Origin of the sequence: Massilia luteola (assembly GCF_034420155.1) — a bacterium.
Classification (GTDB): domain Bacteria; phylum Pseudomonadota; class Gammaproteobacteria; order Burkholderiales; family Burkholderiaceae_D; genus Telluria; species Telluria luteola.
This window is the reverse complement of the sequence record NZ_JAXOFN010000022.1, coordinates 1-16,845: the sequence shown is the minus strand read 5'-3', so window position 1 is coordinate 16,845 and position 16,845 is coordinate 1. Positions and strand designations below refer to the sequence as shown.

Annotated in this window: 15 protein-coding genes; 5 read left to right on the top strand and 10 right to left on the bottom strand. The window is 66.0% G+C overall.

The window, feature by feature from the left end; all coding sequences use genetic code 11:
• Positions 1-73 precede the first annotated feature (73 nt).
• The 7 genes from purH to tyrS form a co-directional block, all read right to left on the bottom strand.
• The gene (gene purH, locus U9J41_RS20410; protein WP_322404000.1) at positions 74-1,660 is read right to left on the bottom strand and encodes a bifunctional phosphoribosylaminoimidazolecarboxamide formyltransferase/IMP cyclohydrolase; all 1,587 of its coding nucleotides are present in this window, start codon (positions 1,658-1,660) and stop codon (positions 74-76) included.
• Between the two features lie 95 nt (positions 1,661-1,755).
• A complete protein-coding gene (locus U9J41_RS20405) occupies positions 1,756-1,989 on the bottom strand; it encodes a helix-turn-helix domain-containing protein (RefSeq protein WP_056447956.1) in 234 nt (77 codons plus the stop codon).
• A gap of 75 nt (positions 1,990-2,064) precedes the next feature.
• A complete protein-coding gene (gene dusB, locus U9J41_RS20400) occupies positions 2,065-3,087 on the bottom strand; it encodes a tRNA dihydrouridine synthase DusB (protein WP_322403999.1) in 1,023 nt (340 codons plus the stop codon).
• Between the two features lie 130 nt (positions 3,088-3,217).
• On the bottom strand, positions 3,218-3,892 hold the full coding sequence (locus U9J41_RS20395; protein WP_322403998.1) for a histidine phosphatase family protein: 675 nt from the start codon (positions 3,890-3,892) through the stop codon (positions 3,218-3,220).
• An 82-nt stretch (positions 3,893-3,974) separates the two neighbouring features.
• Complete coding sequence (locus U9J41_RS20390) at positions 3,975-4,649, bottom strand: YbhB/YbcL family Raf kinase inhibitor-like protein (RefSeq protein ID WP_322403997.1); 675 nt, start codon at positions 4,647-4,649, stop codon at positions 3,975-3,977.
• 61 nt (positions 4,650-4,710) lie between these two features.
• On the bottom strand, positions 4,711-5,169 hold the full coding sequence (dtd, locus tag U9J41_RS20385; protein ID WP_322403996.1) for a D-aminoacyl-tRNA deacylase: 459 nt from the start codon (positions 5,167-5,169) through the stop codon (positions 4,711-4,713).
• Complete coding sequence (gene tyrS / locus U9J41_RS20380; protein WP_322403995.1) at positions 5,166-6,455, bottom strand: tyrosine--tRNA ligase; 1,290 nt, start codon at positions 6,453-6,455, stop codon at positions 5,166-5,168. The genes dtd and tyrS overlap by 4 nt, the downstream gene beginning before the upstream one ends.
• 160 nt (positions 6,456-6,615) lie before the next feature.
• Here tyrS and U9J41_RS20375 point away from each other — a divergent pair, with 160 nt between their 5' ends.
• The 5 genes from U9J41_RS20375 (at position 6,616) to U9J41_RS20355 (ending at position 11,088) form a co-directional block, all read left to right on the top strand.
• Positions 6,616-7,974 carry a M23 family metallopeptidase gene (locus U9J41_RS20375; protein ID WP_322403994.1) on the top strand — a complete coding sequence of 453 codons (1,359 nt, stop codon included), beginning with the start codon at positions 6,616-6,618 and terminating at the stop codon, positions 7,972-7,974.
• Positions 7,975-8,044: 70 nt separating this feature from the next.
• Positions 8,045-9,136, top strand: a complete 1,092-nt coding sequence (locus tag U9J41_RS20370; protein WP_322403993.1) for an anhydro-N-acetylmuramic acid kinase — start codon at positions 8,045-8,047, stop codon at positions 9,134-9,136.
• Between the two features lie 224 nt (positions 9,137-9,360).
• Positions 9,361-9,828: a hypothetical protein gene (locus tag U9J41_RS20365; protein WP_322403992.1), complete on the top strand. Its 468-nt coding sequence runs from the start codon at positions 9,361-9,363 to the stop codon at positions 9,826-9,828.
• The gene (locus U9J41_RS20360; protein ID WP_322403991.1) at positions 9,828-10,727 is read left to right on the top strand and encodes a DUF2145 domain-containing protein; all 900 of its coding nucleotides are present in this window, start codon (positions 9,828-9,830) and stop codon (positions 10,725-10,727) included. The genes U9J41_RS20365 and U9J41_RS20360 overlap by 1 nt, the downstream gene beginning before the upstream one ends.
• Positions 10,728-10,776: 49 nt before the next feature.
• On the top strand, positions 10,777-11,088 hold the full coding sequence (locus U9J41_RS20355) for a Dabb family protein (RefSeq protein ID WP_322403990.1): 312 nt from the start codon (positions 10,777-10,779) through the stop codon (positions 11,086-11,088).
• A gap of 45 nt (positions 11,089-11,133) precedes the next feature.
• On the opposite strand, the gene U9J41_RS20350 is transcribed toward U9J41_RS20355, so the two are convergent.
• The 3 genes from U9J41_RS20350 to ltrA all read right to left on the bottom strand — a co-directional run bounded on the left by U9J41_RS20350 (position 11,134) and on the right by ltrA (position 16,445).
• Entirely contained in the window at positions 11,134-13,365 is a 2,232-nt protein-coding gene (locus U9J41_RS20350; protein WP_322403989.1) for a beta-glucosidase, read from the bottom strand.
• 22 nt (positions 13,366-13,387) lie between these two features.
• On the bottom strand, positions 13,388-14,839 hold the full coding sequence (locus tag U9J41_RS20345; protein WP_322403988.1) for a family 8 glycosyl hydrolase: 1,452 nt from the start codon (positions 14,837-14,839) through the stop codon (positions 13,388-13,390).
• 238 nt (positions 14,840-15,077) lie between these two features.
• Positions 15,078-16,445 carry a group II intron reverse transcriptase/maturase gene (ltrA, locus tag U9J41_RS20340; protein WP_322401867.1) on the bottom strand — a complete coding sequence of 456 codons (1,368 nt, stop codon included), beginning with the start codon at positions 16,443-16,445 and terminating at the stop codon, positions 15,078-15,080.
• Positions 16,446-16,845 lie beyond the last annotated feature (400 nt).

The following is a 16,845-nucleotide window of genomic DNA, read 5'->3' as shown; positions in this document are numbered from 1 at the left end:
ACAGGTCGGTGGCAAAACCACCCACGTTGGCGGCGTGCATGGTGGGCACGGGGTGCCCACCAAACGCTCGCAATTAATGACGGAAGTGACGCGTCCCAGTATAGAGCATGACCACGCCACGTTCATCCGCCGCGTCGATCACTTCCTGGTCGCGCATCGAGCCGCCCGGGTGGATCACGCACGTCGCGCCCGCGTCGACGACGACGTCGAGACCGTCGCGGAACGGGAAGAACGCGTCCGACGCCACGGCCGAGCCGGCCAGCGACAGGCCGGCGTTCTGCGCCTTGATCGAGGCAATGCGCGCGGAATCGATGCGACTCATCTGGCCCGCGCCCACGCCCAGCGTCATGCCGCCGGCGCAGAACACGATCGCGTTCGATTTCACGAACTTGGCGACGCGCCACGCGAACATCAGGTCCTGCAGCTGCTGCGGGGTCGGCTGCTTCTTCGTCACGACGCGCAGGTCGCCCGGCAGGACGTTCTTCGCGTCCGGCGATTGCACGAGCAGGCCGCCGCCCACGCGCTTGACGTCGTAGACGTTCAGGCCGTTACCGATGGCGATTTCCAGCAGGCGCACGTTCTGCTTGGCGGACATGATCTGCAGCGCTTCGGCCGTGAAGGCCGGGGCGATCAGGACTTCCACGAACAGCTTGGCGACCGCTTCCGCCGCCGGGCCGTCGACCGGGACGTTGAAGGCGATGATGCCGCCGAAGGCCGAGGTCGGGTCGGTCTTGAGGGCGCGCTGGTAGGCGTCCAGGGCGTCGGCGCCGATGGCCACGCCGCACGGGTTGGCGTGCTTGATGATCACGCAGCCGGCCGGCAGGTTGAAGCCACCCAGTGACTTGACGCATTCCCACGCGGCATCCGCGTCGGCGATATTGTTGTACGACAGTTCCTTGCCCTGCAGCTGACGGTAGTTGGCCAGGCTGCCGGCGGCCGGCACGAGGTCGCGGTAGAACGCGGCCGTCTGGTGCGGGTTTTCGCCGTAGCGCATGTCCTGGACTTTTTCGAAGTGCAGGTTCAGCGTCTGCGGGTAGGCGGCGCGGTTCGTGTGATCCTTGTCCGGGCCAAGGCTGGTCAGGTAGTTCGTGATGGCGGCGTCGTACTGCGCCGTGTGCGCAAAGACTTTCTTGGCCAGGCGGAACTTGGTGTCGTAACCCACGCTGCCGGCCGTCTCGCCGGTGCCTTTCATCTCGGCCAGTACCGGACCGTAGTCGGCCGGATCGACGATGACGACGACGTCGCGGTGGTTCTTGGCGGCCGAGCGCAGCATGGTCGGGCCGCCGATGTCGATGTTCTCGATCGCGTCTTCCAGCGAGCACTGCTCCTTCGCGACGGTGGCCTGGAACGGATACAGGTTGACCACCACCATGTCGATCTCCGGAATGCCGTGCTCTTCCAGCTTGGCCACGTGTTCCGGGAAGTCACGGCGCGCCAGGATGCCGCCGTGGACCTTCGGATGCAGCGTCTTCACGCGGCCATCGAGCATTTCCGGGAAGCCCGTGTAATCGGCGACTTCGGTCACCGGTACACCATTGTCCTGCAGCAGTTTGGCGGTGCCGCCGGTGGACAGGATGTTCACGCCGAGGGCGGACAGCGCGCGCGCGAAATCGAGGACGCCGGTTTTGTCGGAAACGGAGATGAGTGCTTGTTTGATCATGGGAGTGGCCTGTTGAAAAAAATCTGGACGGGCTCGCGCACGCCGGACAAAGGGCCCGACGCACGCCTGCACGCCCCGGCCCCTCCGCCGGCGGTTTACAGCAGCCCGTGCTCCTGCAATTTCTTGCGCAATGTATTGCGATTAATGCCCAGCATCTGGGCGGCATGCGACTGATTGCCTTCCGCCCGCGTCATGACGACTTGCAGGATCGGCTTTTCGACGGTCAGAAGCATCATGTCGTAGATGTTCGACGGTTTTTGCTCGCCCAGGTCGTTGAAATAGTCTTCGAGGCTTTTTTGAACGACTTCCTGGATACTTTCTTTACTCATGTTGCTGCTTCATCCTGGTTGAATGCTGCTTGTGGCAGCGTTTGTCTCCGAAGTTCTTATTATTTTGACTATCTTTTAGGCGGCAATCGCAGCATCTGCATGCGCGGGCCGGTATTGTAACCGCTCGCCATACCGGTGTTGCGATTTAAAAAATTCATCAACTGCGGCCAATTGTTCGGCCGTCGATTCCATACGATTCATGCGCTGGCGGAATTCTTCGCCACCGGGCAAGTCCTCGACATACCAGCCGATGTGCTTGCGCGCCGTGCGCACGCCCAGGTATTCGCCATAGAAGGCGTAGTGGGCCGGCAAGTGCTCGTTCATCAATTCGCGCACCTCGTCCACCAGCGGCGCCGGCAGGTAGCCGCCCGTACGCAGGAAGTAATCGATTTCGCGGCAGATCCAAGGGCGCCCCTGGGCGGCGCGGCCGATCATGACGGCGTCGGCGCCCGTATAGTCGAGCACGAACCTGGCCTTGTCCGGCGTCGTGATGTCGCCGTTGGCCACGACGGGAATCCCGACGGCGGCCTTGACGGCGGCGATGGTGTCGTATTCCGCGTCACCCTTGTAGCCGTCGGCGCGGGTGCGGCCGTGCAGGGTCAGCATGGCGATGCCGGCTTGCTCGGCCATCCGGGCAATGGTCAGCGCGTTCTTGTTTTCGCGGTCCCAGCCGGTGCGGAATTTCAGCGTGACGGGCACGTCGACGGCGTTCACGACGGCGTCCAGGATGCGCTGCACGAGATCTTCATGCTGCAGCAGCGCCGAGCCGCACCAGTTGTTGCACACCTTCTTGACGGGGCACCCCATGTTGATGTCGATGATCTGGGCGCCGCGCTCCACGTTGAACCGGGCGCATTCGGCCAGGTCGTGCGGGTCGGCGCCGGCGATCTGCACGGCTTTCGGTTCCATCTCGCCCGCGTGGTCGGTACGGCGCGAACTCTTCTCGCTGGCCCACAGGCGCGGATTCGACGCCGCCATCTCGGACACCGCGTAACCCGCGCCCAGTTTCTTGCACAGCTGGCGGAATGGACGGTCGGTCACCCCGGCCATCGGGGCGACGAAGACGTTATTGCGCAGCGTATAGGGACCAATTTGCACGGCAGAAAATCACGGGAAGCAACGGGAACTCGCTATTTTACCCGAAGTGCTGCTTAATTTATCAGCACATTTTTTTGCTGAATTGTTGCGCACATACCAGAAAACACTTGCCAATTCCGCCAGCATGCCGTCAAGGCAGTTCATCCAGCACCGCGGGACGCAGGTGATCGACCTCGCCCCAGCTGTGCAATGCGAGGCTACCCGTGGCCGGATCGAAGCGGAAACGGTTGATGCTGGCGTTATAGACCTTGAAGTCGCGCGGGGTTTCCAGCGGCAGTCCACGCGCCAGCCGGTACGCGCATTCCAGCACGCCGCCGTGGGCGACGAGCGCGACGGTCTTGCCCGGGTGGGTTGCCGCCAGCGCCAGGATGGCGCCGGTGGCGCGGTCGAAGAAGGCGCGGAAGCTCTCGCCCACGTTGCGGCCCGGCGGCAATCTGGCATCGACGTCGCGCGCCTGCCAGGCGGCGAATTCCAGCGGGAAACGCTGCTCGATCTCGCTGTACAGCAAGCCTTCGAAGCCGCCGTAGCCGCGTTCGCGCAGCGCCGGTTCGATGGCCAGCGCCAGGCCGCGCGCATCGGCCACGGCCTGGGCCGTCTGGCGGGCCCGCCGCAGGTCGCTTGCGACGAGCACATCGATGGCTTCCGGCGCCAGCGCGCCCGCCAGCAGCGCGGCCTGGCGCTCGCCCTCGTCGTTCAGCGGAATGTCCAGGTGGCCCTGCAGGCGGCGCTCGGCGTTCCAGGCCGTTTCGCCGTGGCGGATCAGGAGGATGTCGGTGGGTGCTGCGGATGCGTTCGTTGTCGTCATGCGGATGCGCCGCCCCGCGCCGCGGAGCGATCGTTCAGGGCTGCCCGGCTGGCCGGGCAGCCGTAGGTAGAGTGAAAACCGGTCAGGAAGGCTGGCCGATCAGATTGCCCGCCACGTCGGGATTGAGCGAATACACGCCGAAGATCTTCGCCTCGTCCAGGATGTGCCCGGTAATGGCCAGGCGCGCTTCCTTGCCGGTGAACGGGCCCGCCAGCGGCAGCCGCGGAATGTCGAGGGCATACAGCGTGAACACATAGGTATGCACGCGCTCGTCGTTCCACGGCGGGCACGGGCCGTCGTAGCCAAAGTATTCGCCGGCCATGGCGGGATCGTTCGCGAACCAGCCCGTGTAATCGTTGATGCCGTGACGCAACTGGTGCTCGGTGCCGTTCTTGATCGTGAACGGCACGAGGGGGCCGCTCTTGCCGCCCGGGGTGACCATGTCCGAGAACAGGCCCTCGGCGAAGGATTTCAGGCAGACGGGAATGTCGACCAGCGACCAGTGATAGAAATCCGTCCGCGGCAACGTATCGGGGACGGTCCGGCCCTCCTGGTTCACGTTGCTGCCGTCCGTCGGCACGTCGAGGTCGTGCACGAGCAGCGCCAGCGACTGCGTGCCGGCCGGCACGTCGTCCCAGGCGATATGCGGACTCCGGTTGCTCGACAGCTTGATGTGGGCGCCGGGGTCCATCTCGGCGAACGCACATCTGGGCGGAATCATGTCGCCCTCGGTAAAGGAATCGCTCCATATCTTCATGATTAGTCTCCTTCCCATCCGCTCACCGTAAGACCATCGCCGCGGCGCGCGGTTTCCCCTTTCAGCTCGCGACCCGGGGTGGATCAATACGCAGCCAGAACGTCACCGGTCCGTCATTGATCAGCGCCACCTTCATGTCGGCGCCGAAACGGCCCGTTTCGACGATACCGTGACGCTCGCGCGCCTGGCGCACGACATGGTCGAACAGCCGCCGTCCATCCTCCGGCGCGGCGGCCGGGGAAAACGACGGCCGCGTGCCCGAACGGGTGTCGGCCGCCAGCGTGAACTGCGGCACGAGCAGCAGGCCGCCCGCCACGTCCGTCACGCTGCGGTTCATCTTGCCGGCGTCGTCCGAAAACACGCGGTACGTCAGCAGTTTCGCCAGCAGCGCGTCGGCCTCGCGTTCCGTGTCGCCTTTTTCCGCGCACACGAGCACCATCAGCCCGCGGCCGATGGCACCGGTGACCGCGCCGTCGACGGTAACGCTGGCCTCGCCGACCCGTTGCAGCAGGCCGATCATGCGGACAGCGGCCCCGCGGCGAGCGTGACGCGGGCGAACTTGCGCTTGCCCACCTGCAGCACGAACGTGCCGGCCTGGACTTGCAGCGCCTTGTCGGCCACGACCGTACCATCGATGCGCACGCCGCCCTGGTCGATCATGCGCATGGCTTCCGAGCTCGAGGCGCACAGCCCGGCCTGGCGCAGCAACTGGGCCAGGCCCAGCGGCGCGCCGTTGACGTCGACTTCCGGCACGTCGTCCGGGATGCCGCCCTTGGAACGGTTGACGAAGTCGGCCAGCGCATCCTCGGCGGCCTGCTGAGAGTGGAAGCGGGCGACGATTTCCTGGGCCAGCGCGACCTTCGCATCGCGCGGGTTGCGGCCGCCTGCCACCTCCGCTTTCAACGCGGCCAGATCCTGAATGGAACGGAACGACAGCAGCTCGTAATACTTCCACATCATGACGTCCGAGATGCTCATCAGCTTGCCGAACATCGTGTTGGCCGGTTCGGTGATGCCGATGTAGTTGTTCTTGGACTTGGACATCTTCTCGACGCCGTCCAGGCCTTCCAGCAGCGGCATGGTCAGGATGCACTGCGGCTCCTGGCCATAGTCTTTTTGTAGCTCGCGGCCCACAAGCAGATTAAATTTCTGGTCCGTTCCACCCAGCTCAAGGTCTGCTTTCAAAGCGACGGAATCGTAGCCCTGCATCAAAGGATAGAGGAACTCATGGACCGAGATCGGCGTCCCACTCTTGTAGCGCTTGGTGAAGTCGTCGCGTTCCATCATGCGGGCCACGGTGTAGCGCGAGGCCAACTGGATCATGCCGCGCGCGCCGAGGGCATCGCACCATTCGGAGTTGTAGCGGATTTCCGTGCGCGCCGGGTCGAGCACGAGCGAGGCCTGCTTGAAGTAGGTGGCGGCGTTGGTTTCGATCTGTTCGCGGGTCAGCGGGGGACGGGTGGCGTTGCGGCCGGACGGATCGCCGATCATCGACGTGAAGTCGCCGATCAGGAAGATCACCTGGTGGCCCAGGTCCTGCAGCTGGCGCAGTTTGTTCAGCACGACGGTGTGGCCGAGGTGCAGGTCGGGCGCCGTCGGATCCAGGCCCAGCTTGATGCGCAGCGGTGTGCCGCTCTGTTCCGAACGGGCCAGTTTCTGGGCAAATTCGCTCTCGATCAGCAGCTCGTCCACGCCGCGCTTGGCGATGGCGAGGGCGTCCTGGACGGCATCGCTCAGGGGCAGGAGCGCCGGGCCGGCCGCTGGCGTTGCAATTTTTGCATTACCAGAAATTTCTGGAGAAGTCATAAAAATCTTGTAGGAAAAGGACTAAAACGGTTGTAAGACCCGGTAGTTTGATATAATTCGCGATCCCGTCAATCTTGCCGCACGAAAAGTTTCAACGACAACACTAATAACAACGACAAATGGTCTTGGGCTGTTCAAGCGGTAAATTTTAACTGATTGCATGAACCCAATACAGAAAATCACCGGCAAGCGCTGGTTTGGCCTGGCTGAAACGAGCCGCAAAACCCGCATCGTCGCCGGGGGTGCCGCGGCCCTGGCACTGTGCGCCTTCGGCGCCACCGCCGTCGCGCCGATCGCACCGGACGCATCGGACATTCCGGTCAAGTCGGTCGCGCAAGACCTGCAACTGCCGAACCTGGCAGACCAGATCGCGGCCCTCCAGCAAGACCAGCAGCAATTCATCCACGAAGAACGCATCCGTCCCGGCGACTCGCTGGGCGCCGTGTTCAACCGTCTCGGCATCGAAGACCAGCAAGCCCAGGCCTTCGTCCGCGCCGACAAGGTGGCCCGCTCCATCCTCTCGCTCAAGACCGGCAAGCGCATCCAGGCCGAGACCGACGAGAACGGTCTGCTGCTGAGCCTGCACGCGACGATCGCCGACAAAGACCAGTTCAAGACCGTCACCGTGACGCGCAAGGGCGACAAATTCGTCTCCAACGCGGCCCCGGCCCAGCTCGAGCGCCGTGTCGAGATGCGTTCGCGCGACATCACGAGCTCGCTGTACGCCGCCACCGACGACGCCAGCGACGGCAGCCAGATTCCGGATTCCGTCGTCAACCAGATCATCGAGATGTTCTCGACGAGCATCGACTTCCGCTCGGACCTGAAGCGCGGCGACCGTTTCAACGTCGTCTACGAAACCTACTGGCTGGACGGCGAGATGGTGCGCACGGGCCGCATCCTGGCCGGCGAATTCGTCAACCGCGGCGTGGCCTACCAGTCCGTCTGGTACGAAGACCCCATCAGCCACCAGGGCGGCTACTACAGCCTGGACGGCAAGTCGCTGAAAAAAGCGTTCCTCAAGTCGCCGGTGGCATTCAACCGCATCTCGTCGGGCTTCTCGATGCGCATGCACCCGGTGCTCGGCGTCTGGAAAAAACACGAGGGCGTCGACTTCGCGGCGCCGATGGGCACCCCGATCAAGGCGTCGGGCGACGGCGTGGTCGACTTCGTCGGCACCCAGAACGGCTACGGCAACATCGTCGTGCTCAAGCACTGGTCCAACTACAGCACCGCGTACGGCCACATGAGCCGCTTCGCCGGCGGCCTGCACCGCGGCCAGAAAGTGGCGCAGGGCGACGTAATCGGCTACGTCGGCGCGACGGGCTGGGCGACGGGCCCGCACCTGCACTACGAATTCCGCATCGGCGGCCACGCCACCGACCCGATGGCGCTGAAGAACCTGCAGCAGCAGCCTTTGACGCCGGGCGAATTGAACCGATTCAGGATGGCCGCCGCCGAGATGTCGCACCGCTTCTCGCTGCTCTCGCCGGCCGGTAACGCGATGGCCGCACGCTGATCCTTCAGCTTTGCGATATAGACGCCTTGCACGGCATGCCGGCAAGGCGTTTTGCTTTTAGGAATCGATAATGGCATCCACCCTCTACATCGGCCTGATGTCCGGCACGAGCCTGGACGGCGTCGACGGCGTGCTGGCCGACTTTTCCGGGCGCGGCATCCGCACGCTGGACGCCGCCTTCACGCCGTTCCCGGCCGACCTGCGCGCCGAACTGATGGCCCTGCAGGCCGCCGGCGCCAACGAACTGGAACGCGAGGCGCTGGCCGCGAACGCGCTGGCGCGCTGCTACGCCGAGTGCGTGAAAACGCTGGCCGCCGCCGCGCCCGGCCCAGTCCGCGCCGTCGCCGTGCACGGCCAGACCATCCGCCACCGCCCCGAACTCGGTTTTACGCGCCAGACGAATAATCCCGCCCTGCTGGCCGAACTCGCCGGCATCGACGTCATCGCCGACTTCCGCAGCCGCGACGTCGCCGCCGGCGGCCAGGGCGCGCCCCTCGTGCCGGCCTTCCACGAAGCCCGCTTCGGCAAGCGCGGGCAGGTACGCGTCGTCGTCAATATCGGCGGCATCGGCAACATCAGCGTGCTGCACGGCGACGGCCGCGTGAACGGCTACGACACCGGTCCCGGCAACGTACTGATGGATTTGTGGATCGCGCGCCACCGCGGCCTGCCGTACGACCAGGACGGCGCCTGGGCGGCCACCGGCACGGTCGACACCGCCCTGCTCGACCTCCTCCTGGACGAACCGTACTTTCGCCAGCCGCCGCCCAAGAGCACGGGCCGCGACCTGTTTCACGCGCGATGGCTCGATGCGAAGCTGGCGCAGCGGCCGGGCGTGGCGCCGGCCGACGTGCAGGCAACGTTGACGCGGCTGACGGCCGTGACCATCGCCCGCGCCATCCAGGATGAAGCCGCCGCGCAGGCCGTCTACGTCTGCGGCGGCGGCGCGTACAACGGCGTGCTGCTGCGCGACATCGCCACCGCGCTCGGCGGCGGGATTCCCGTCGCGTCGACGGAGACGCTGGGCGTCGCGCCGAACCGCGTGGAGGCGCTCGCCTTCGCGTGGCTGGGCTACCGCTTCCTGCGCCGCCAGCCGGGCAACCTGCCGGCGGTGACGGGGGCGGCAGGACCGCGCATCCTGGGCGCCTTGTATCCGGCCTGACGCCGTTTGCGACAAAACCACGGCCGCCTCCGCAGGGCGGGCATTTGGGGCCGGGGGCCCCAAATGAAACGTGCCCGCGCGCGACGTTCGCGTCGCGCAGGCATCCGCGTGGGCGTAGGGCCACCCACCCTACGATATTTGGTGCGACAAAACCACGTGTGCCTTCTCAGCGGCACGCGGCACTTGTACCATTGTGACTACCCAATACGCTTGAGAAAGACATCATGACCTTCACGAATCTCACCCGCGCACTCGCCCTGGCGCTGGCCGCGGCCGCCATGTCCTTGCCCGCCCATGCCGACAGCGTCGCGTCGTCCGCCTCCAGCGCCGGCTCCGCGTCGTCGGGCAGCATCTCCGATTCCATCGGCGGCTCCAGCAACAGCTCGCACGGCGACAACAGGCGCGCGGAGACCGGCCCGTACCGCGTGATCGACGTCGCCCAGGCCCCGGCCAAGGCGGGCGTCACGCGCATCACGCTGCGCGCCGCCGCGGGCGATGCCGCGACCGAGTTCTGGGTCGACGTGCCCGACCGCGCGCTGGCCGACCGCCGCGTCGACAAGGGGCAAATCGTGCAGGTGAACGAGCGCGTGTACGGCTACGAATTCGCGTACGGCGACACGCGCAAGCCCTTCTTCCTCGCGCTGCAGGACGACTGGTATCGCGAACTCGCCTCGCGCAAAGTGACCATCTGATGGTCGGTCGGCTCGTTGCGGCCGCGCTGCTGCTGTTCGCGAGCGCGGGCGCATGGGCCGGCATCCCGACGTTCTGCGACCGCGCCGACAAGGTCACGGCCGCGGACCAGGACCGCGTGCTGCGCTTCGCCGCGGCCGTCAAGGACGAACTGGCGCGCTCGGGCAGCAGCATCGCCCTCGTGGCGCGCGCGGGCCTGGACCTCTCCCGCTTCGGCCTGCTGTACTCGCACGCGGGCATCGCCCTGCAGGACAATCAGGGCGGCCCGTGGGTCGTACGCCAGCTGTACTACGCGTGCGACGAATCGCGGCCGCGCCTGTTCGACCAGGGCATGTCCGGCTTCGTGCTCGGTGCCGACGCGCCGACGCACGGCCACGTCGCCCTGCTGTTCCCGCCCGCCGCGGACAGCGCGCTGCTCGAGCGGGCCGCGCTCGACAAACCCCTCGCGCTCGCGCTGCTGGGCGACAGCTACAGCGCGAACGCCTATGCCTTCGGCACGCGCTACCAGAACTGCAACCAGTGGGTGGCGGAGCTGCTCGCGTTCGCGTGGGGGCACCTCGCCGAATCCGGCGCCCCGCGCGCGCGCGCGCAGGCGTGGCTGCGCGCGCAAGGCTACGCGGCCAAGCCCGTCAAGATTCCCTCGCACTGGACGATGTTCGCCGGCCAGTTCGTGCCCCTCGTGCACGTGGGCGACCATCCGCTCGACGACATCCATGCCCTCGCGCTGCACATCAGCGTGCCGACGACGATCGAGGACTTCGTGCACCGCACAGCGCCGCGGACGCGCCGCGTGGAGCTGTGCCACGACGAGCGCCGCATCGTCGTGCACCGCGGCTGGGAGCCGCTCGGCGCGGCCTGCGATCCGCTGCCGGGCGACGACGTGATCGCGCTCGCGCCCTGATCGGACGGCCGTGTAAGATGACGGCTCGTCAACTTGCACCGACCGCCCCATGCCCACCCAACTGCTCCGCCACGTCGTCCTGTTCTCGTTCAAGGACGACGCGTCGTACGACGACGTCGACGCCATCGTGACCGGCTTCACTGCCCTCCCCGCATCCATCCCGGGCATCGCCGGCTACGAATGGGGCACGAACGTGAGTCCGGAACGCCTGAACGACGGCTTCACGCACTGCTTCACGTTGACGTTCGCCGCGGCCGAGGACCGCGACGCCTACCTCGCGCATCCGGCGCACCGGCGCTTCGTCGAGACGCTCAAGCCTGCTCTCGCCAAGTCGCTGGTGCTGGACTACTGGGCCAGATAAGACGTCACGCGTGGGCACGTGGTGCCCACCCTCCCGGATAACGCGTTACTCCTTGTGGACGGCGCTCCACACCATGTCCGGCAGCGTCACGTCCACCGACACCGGCAGGTCGTCCGCCGCCTGCCCGAACAGCACGCGGTAGGTGCCCGCACGGATGCGCCAGCTGTTGTCCGCGACTTCATACGTGGCCAGCAGGCGCGGATCGACGGCCTGCGTGAACGCGCTGGCGGCGCCCGCCTGCAGGTCGAGCTTCTGGAACGCGACCAGGCGTTTCGGCGCTTCCCAGCCCGACGCCTTGACGTCCGCCGGCGCGACATACACCTGCACGACGCCCTTGCCGGCCAGGCCGCCCGTGTTGCGCAGCGCGGCGCCGACCGTCAGCGCACCGTTCGCGACGTTCGCCTTCGGCGCCGCGACGGCGAAGCGCGTATAGCTCAGGCCATGGCCGAACGCGAATAACGGTTTATACCCTTTCGCGTCGTACCACTTGTAGCCGATCGCGGCGCCTTCGTCGTAGGTGATGTGGACGGGGACGCCGTCCTTGTGGCCGAAGCCGGGAATGTCCGCATGCGCCAGCTGCGCGTCCGAGGCGGGGAAGCTGATCGGCAGGTGGCCGGACGGATTCACTTTACCCGTCAGGATGCGCGCGATCGCCTCGCCGCCCCGCATGCCGGGATAGAACGCTTCCAGCACGGCCGGTACCTGGTTCAGCCACGGCATGAGGATCGCGCCGCCCGATTCCACGACGACGACGGTCCGCGGATTCGCGCGCACGACGGCGGCGACCAGCGCATCCTGGTTGCCGTCCAGTTCCAGCTTGCCGTCGAAGCCCTCGCCCATCCACTGCGTCACGAACACGACGGCGATGTCGGACTGCTTCGCCAGCGCGACGGCGGCCCCGATGTCCGTGCCGCTCGCGTAGCCGATCTTCGATGCCGGCAGCTCGGTTTTCAACGCCGCGAGCGGCGCCGACGGCATGTACACGACGGGGCCCGGCCACGACTTGGGCGCCAGGTCCGGCACGGCATTGCCGCCGACCGGCGTCACGCCGGACGAGCCACCGCCGGCCAGCACGCCCTTGTCCGCGTGGCCGCCGATGACGGCCACCGACTTCACGTTCGTAAGCGGCAGCAGGTTCTTCTCGTTCTTCAGCAGCACCAGCGATTCCTCGGCGGCGTGCTGCGACACGGCGGCGTGCGCGGCGAAATCGATCGTGCCCACTTTCGGCGGATCGTCGAAGGTACCCGTCTGGAACAGCGGCCACAGGATGCGCTGCGCCATGTCGTCCAGGCGCCGCATCGACACGTCGCCGCGGTCCATCGCCTGTTTGAAATTCTTCGCCGAATAGAACGGGCCGTGGTGATTGCAGCACGGGTAGCCCGTGAACTGGTCGAGGCCATAGTTCGCCGCGTCCGCCGTCGAGTGCACGGCGCCCCAGTCGGCCATCACATAGCCCTTGAACTTCCAGTCCTGCTTCAGCGTCTTGTTCAGCAGGTATTCGTTCTCGCACGCCCAGCGGCCGTTCACGAGGTTGTACGAGCACATCACGGAGCCCGGTTTCGCCAGGTCGTTGAGGATCTCGAACGCCAGCAGGTCGGACTGGCGCATGGCCTCGGGCGAGATCGTGACGTCGACCGTCGTGCGCTGGCTTTCCTGGTCGTTGATCGCGAAGTGCTTCATCGTCGACACCATGTGGCGCGACTGGATGCCGTTCACGAGTCCCGCGGCCATGCGTCCGGCCAGCAGCGGATCTTCACCCACGTATTCGAAGTTGCGGCCGTTGCGCGGCTCGCGCGCCAGGTTGGCGCCGCCGGCCAGGAAGGTGTTGAAGCCGGACGCGCGCGCCTCGTCGGCGATCATGCGTCCGCCCGCCTCGGAGACGGCCGGATCGAAGCTGGCCGCCGTTGCCAGCGACGACGGCAGCGCCGTGCGTTCCATGCCGCTCACGCGCACGCCGATCGATGCGTCGGTCTGCCACTGCCCCGGAATGCCCAGGCGCGCGATGCCCGGCACGTAGCCGGCCGAGCCCTTGATCTCGTGCGCCGCCACGTCGGCTTTCACGCTTGGCGGCACGATGTCGTCCGGCTGCCTGGCCAGGTCTTCCTTGCCCGTGTAGCTGACGATCAGCAGCAGCTTTTCGTCGAGCGTCATGGCGGCGACGGCCGCGCGGGCGCGCTCGTCGGCCGACCTGGATTTGTCGAGCCAGGGGCGGTCCTGCGCCTGGGCGCCCATCGCCGCGCAGGCGAGAAGGACGGCGACGGTCGTTTGTTTCATCATGCTTGTCTCCTTGTCGTTGGTGTTATTTGCGGACCGTGTCGATCACGCGGAATTCGCCCGCCACGTGCATCATGCTCATCAAGTACAACATGCCGTCGAAGTAGCGCTGCTCGCCGCTCGGTACCGGCGTGTCCCACAGCGCGCGCAGGAAGTCGTCGGACACCTGCCCCGGCGTGGCCGCCAGGCTGCCGACGGCGGCCGCCGCCAGCATCCCGGTCGAATGGCGGTCCGACAGCGGCTTGCCGTCCAGCGTGTAGCGGTCGGCGAAGCGGTCGACGCCCTGCGTGGCCAGGAAGCGCTGCAGGCGGTCGGACAGCCCCTGCTGACGCGGATCCTTGTTCCACCAACTGCGGTCGACGGACCAGTTGCTGATCGTGCGCCAGCTGTCGTAGGCGAACGCGCCGGGACTGCCGTCCCAGCTCTTCAAGGGCGTGCCATCGAAGTCGGCGCGGTCGGGACCGAGACCCGTCGCGGGGTCGGCCGTCTTGACGAAGAAGTCGCGGCTGGCGGCCGCCGCGCGGGCCCAGAATGCGCGGTCTTCGCGCGGACCCCAGCGCGCCCACAGCTCGTAGAACGCGGGCAGGTGGTAGGACGGATCGGAGCCGGGGACGAACGTTTCGGGCACGAAGCGGACCATCGCGTGCGCTTCGTCGACCATCGGTCCAACCGTCACCGCGCGCGGTTCGCGGCGCGGGCGGTGCAAAGGCCACGGTTTGCCAGCCTTGTCGGCCGCGGCCTGTTCGCGGCGGTTGTTCGGGCTGGGCCAGGGCGTATCCGGCTCGACGAACGGCGCATCGCCCGGATGGATGCGGAACGGCGGCAGGCCCGTCACGACTGGGTGGTGACGCATGCCGCGCAGGATGGTATCGGCTTCGCGCTGGTAATCGTAGATGCCCTTGCCGTTGCCCCAGCGGCGCGCGGCGAAATACAGGGCCATCGCATAGTATTCCTCGCCGTCCGGCGCGGCCCCGGTGGCGCGCGGCGTGCCGTCCGTGTTCATCGACCACGCGAAATAGCCGCGCGACGGATTGGCCGGATCGGTCGTCAGCATATAGGTCTTCGACCAGTTCCACAGCGCGTCGAATTCGCGCTTCTTGTCGAGTTGGACGGCGATCATCATGCCGTAGCTCATGCCCTCGGTGCGGACATCGTTGTTGGCCCAGTCCGTGATGTAGGCAAGCGTGCCGTTCGCGTTCGCCCCCGTCTCGAAATAGACGCGCTGTTCCTGGCCGTCGCCGTGGAACAGTCGCTGGAACGTGCTCTCGATCCTCGCATGCGTTTCTTGCGGACTGCGGCCCAGGCGTTCGGCGAACAGGTTGTGGTAGCGCTGCGTCCGGTAGGCGCCGGCGCCGTCATCGACGGCCTGTGCCGCGGCGACGGCCGACGCGGCGGGTGCCTGTTGCGCCTGGGCGGCGCCGGTCCAGGCGATGATGATAGCGGTAACACCGCCAAGTAAGATGGGTGCCCTCGACATTGTTTTTCTTTCGTTTTATAGGGTTATGTGTCTCCTTGCCGCCACGCCCGCGCGCAGCGGACGCCCATCGGCGCAATCAGTGTACTACGGCTAGTTGCCCATCAGCCATCGATTAGCTTGTCATTACGGCAGCATCCAACACTGTGGCGGATCGGCATAGGGGGCAGCTAATGTTAGCTGCGCCCCTGCCACACCACCCGGCATGCGGGTCCGCACCGGGCGGTTCGAGTAGTTGAGGTCAGGACAAGCGTGGTACTCCCGACCGGTCGAAGTAGGCAACCGTAAGGACTGACTTCAACAGCCGGTCGGCGTTGCGCCACCAGCGACGGCTATTTGCCGCAACCTGCTCGGCAACAGCAGGCATTGCCCCGAGTCGAAGCAGTTCCCGATACATGGTCGTCCCGCGTTTCCAGTGCTTGAGCTGGATCGCCCGGAGCCTGTGACGCAGCCATTCGTCGAGTTGTCTCCATATCTTCGGGGTTTCGGCATATTTGAAGTACCCTTTCCAGCCAAGCATGTAGGAGCGCAGCCTCTCGACGATCTGGAGCATGCTGCGGCCGCCAGAGCGTCTTGTCAGTTCGCGGATGCGTTGCTTGAATGTTGCCAGCGGCTTCTCCGCGACCTTCAATTTCACCACCCTCCCCCTTCCCACCCACAGGCTGTAACCGAGGAACTTGCGACCGAAGGTGCTGCCGACCGCGCTTTTGGTTTCGTTGACCACGAGGTGCAACTTGGCATAGAGGCGGCGCAACAGCACCATCACCCGCTCGCCCGCACGCTTGCTGCGAACGTACACGTTCGCATCATCGGCGTAGCGCGCAAAGCAATGGCCGCGTCGTTCCAATTCCTTGTCCACTTCATCGAGCAGGACATTGGCCAGCAAGGGCGAGAGCGGACCGCCTTGCGGCGTGCCTTCATGCCGAGACTGCACCACGCCATGGTCCATGATGCCGCTGTTCAGATAGGCGCGCACCAGCCGGATCACGCCAGCGTCGTCGATGCGTTTCCGTAAGCGGTCGATCAGGATGTCATGGTTGACCCTGTCGAAGAATTTCGACAGGTCCACATCCACCACGATCCGCCGCCCCGACTGGACGTACGCTCGGGCGGCAAGTACCGCGTCCTGCGCACGCCGGCCTGGGCGGAAGCCGTAGCTGTGCTCGCTAAATGTGGGGTCAAGAATCGGTTGCAGCACTTGGAGCAGTGCCTGCTGGATCAGCCGATCCGTCACCGTCGGGATGCCAAGCTCGCGCTCGCCACCGTCGGGCTTCGGAATCGTTACCCTGCGTACCGGGCTGGGCCGGTACGTCCCCGCCAACAATTGTTCGCGTATCCCCGGCCAGGCCACGGCCAGGTAGCGCGAGGTTTCGTCGATGTCCCGACCATCCACCCCGGCTGCGCCCTTGTTGGCGCGCACACGCTTGAACGCTTGCAGCAGGTTTTCCCTTCTCAACGCTGCATGCAGCAGCATTGATCCCGCGTCTCCTGACGCATGTCGCGGGCGACAGGCTTCGTCGCTGGAGATTTCAGCCAAGGCTTCACCCTGACCTACGGCCTCCCGCCCCGCCTTGGCGGGCATCTGACGCATTGCCTGTCGCATCGACATGCCGGACAACACTCCTACTCGTTCGGTCCTTCGTCGGCGGGGTCGAGCCTTCCCGGCGCTACCGCCAACTACTATGACCTCTGCTGAGACCCCGCTACGGCAGCGCCGCCGCCCTTTCAGGCGTGAGGCGGGGCGTCCCCAGGTAAGGGCCGCACTCCTTCATCACACAACCGCCGCATCTACGCCGCTTCGCCTCGACCACAAGAGCTTCGCGGTTTGTCGCCCGCTCGCCCTGCTCGGCAGCGCCTTCTATGCGATTCTTGTCCATCGGCTCATGATTTACGATTCACGCTTCCTCCCCACGGTCGATTACTCTTCCGCAGTTGCGCTTCACTTCGCTCGCTGTGGTCAGCTTGCGGCGGGACTTTCACCCGCAAGAGTGCGCCCATGCTGGGCGCAC

Coding starts and splice junctions, on each gene's coding strand:
- purH (WP_322404000.1), bottom strand. CDS start 1,660: ATGATCAAACAAGCACTCATCTCCGTTTCCGACAAAACCGGCGTCCTC.
- U9J41_RS20405 (WP_056447956.1), bottom strand. CDS start 1,989: ATGAGTAAAGAAAGTATCCAGGAAGTCGTTCAAAAAAGCCTCGAAGAC.
- U9J41_RS20395 (WP_322403998.1), bottom strand. CDS start 3,892: ATGACGACAACGAACGCATCCGCAGCACCCACCGACATCCTCCTGATC.
- U9J41_RS20390 (WP_322403997.1), bottom strand. CDS start 4,649: ATGAAGATATGGAGCGATTCCTTTACCGAGGGCGACATGATTCCGCCC.
- dtd (WP_322403996.1), bottom strand. CDS start 5,169: ATGATCGGCCTGCTGCAACGGGTCGGCGAGGCCAGCGTTACCGTCGAC.
- tyrS (WP_322403995.1), bottom strand. CDS start 6,455: ATGACTTCTCCAGAAATTTCTGGTAATGCAAAAATTGCAACGCCAGCG.
- U9J41_RS20375 (WP_322403994.1), top strand. CDS start 6,616: ATGAACCCAATACAGAAAATCACCGGCAAGCGCTGGTTTGGCCTGGCT.
- U9J41_RS20370 (WP_322403993.1), top strand. CDS start 8,045: ATGGCATCCACCCTCTACATCGGCCTGATGTCCGGCACGAGCCTGGAC.
- U9J41_RS20365 (WP_322403992.1), top strand. CDS start 9,361: ATGACCTTCACGAATCTCACCCGCGCACTCGCCCTGGCGCTGGCCGCG.
- U9J41_RS20360 (WP_322403991.1), top strand. CDS start 9,828: ATGGTCGGTCGGCTCGTTGCGGCCGCGCTGCTGCTGTTCGCGAGCGCG.
- U9J41_RS20355 (WP_322403990.1), top strand. CDS start 10,777: ATGCCCACCCAACTGCTCCGCCACGTCGTCCTGTTCTCGTTCAAGGAC.
- U9J41_RS20350 (WP_322403989.1), bottom strand. CDS start 13,365: ATGATGAAACAAACGACCGTCGCCGTCCTTCTCGCCTGCGCGGCGATG.
- U9J41_RS20345 (WP_322403988.1), bottom strand. CDS start 14,839: ATGTCGAGGGCACCCATCTTACTTGGCGGTGTTACCGCTATCATCATC.
- ltrA (WP_322401867.1), bottom strand. CDS start 16,445: ATGTCGATGCGACAGGCAATGCGTCAGATGCCCGCCAAGGCGGGGCGG.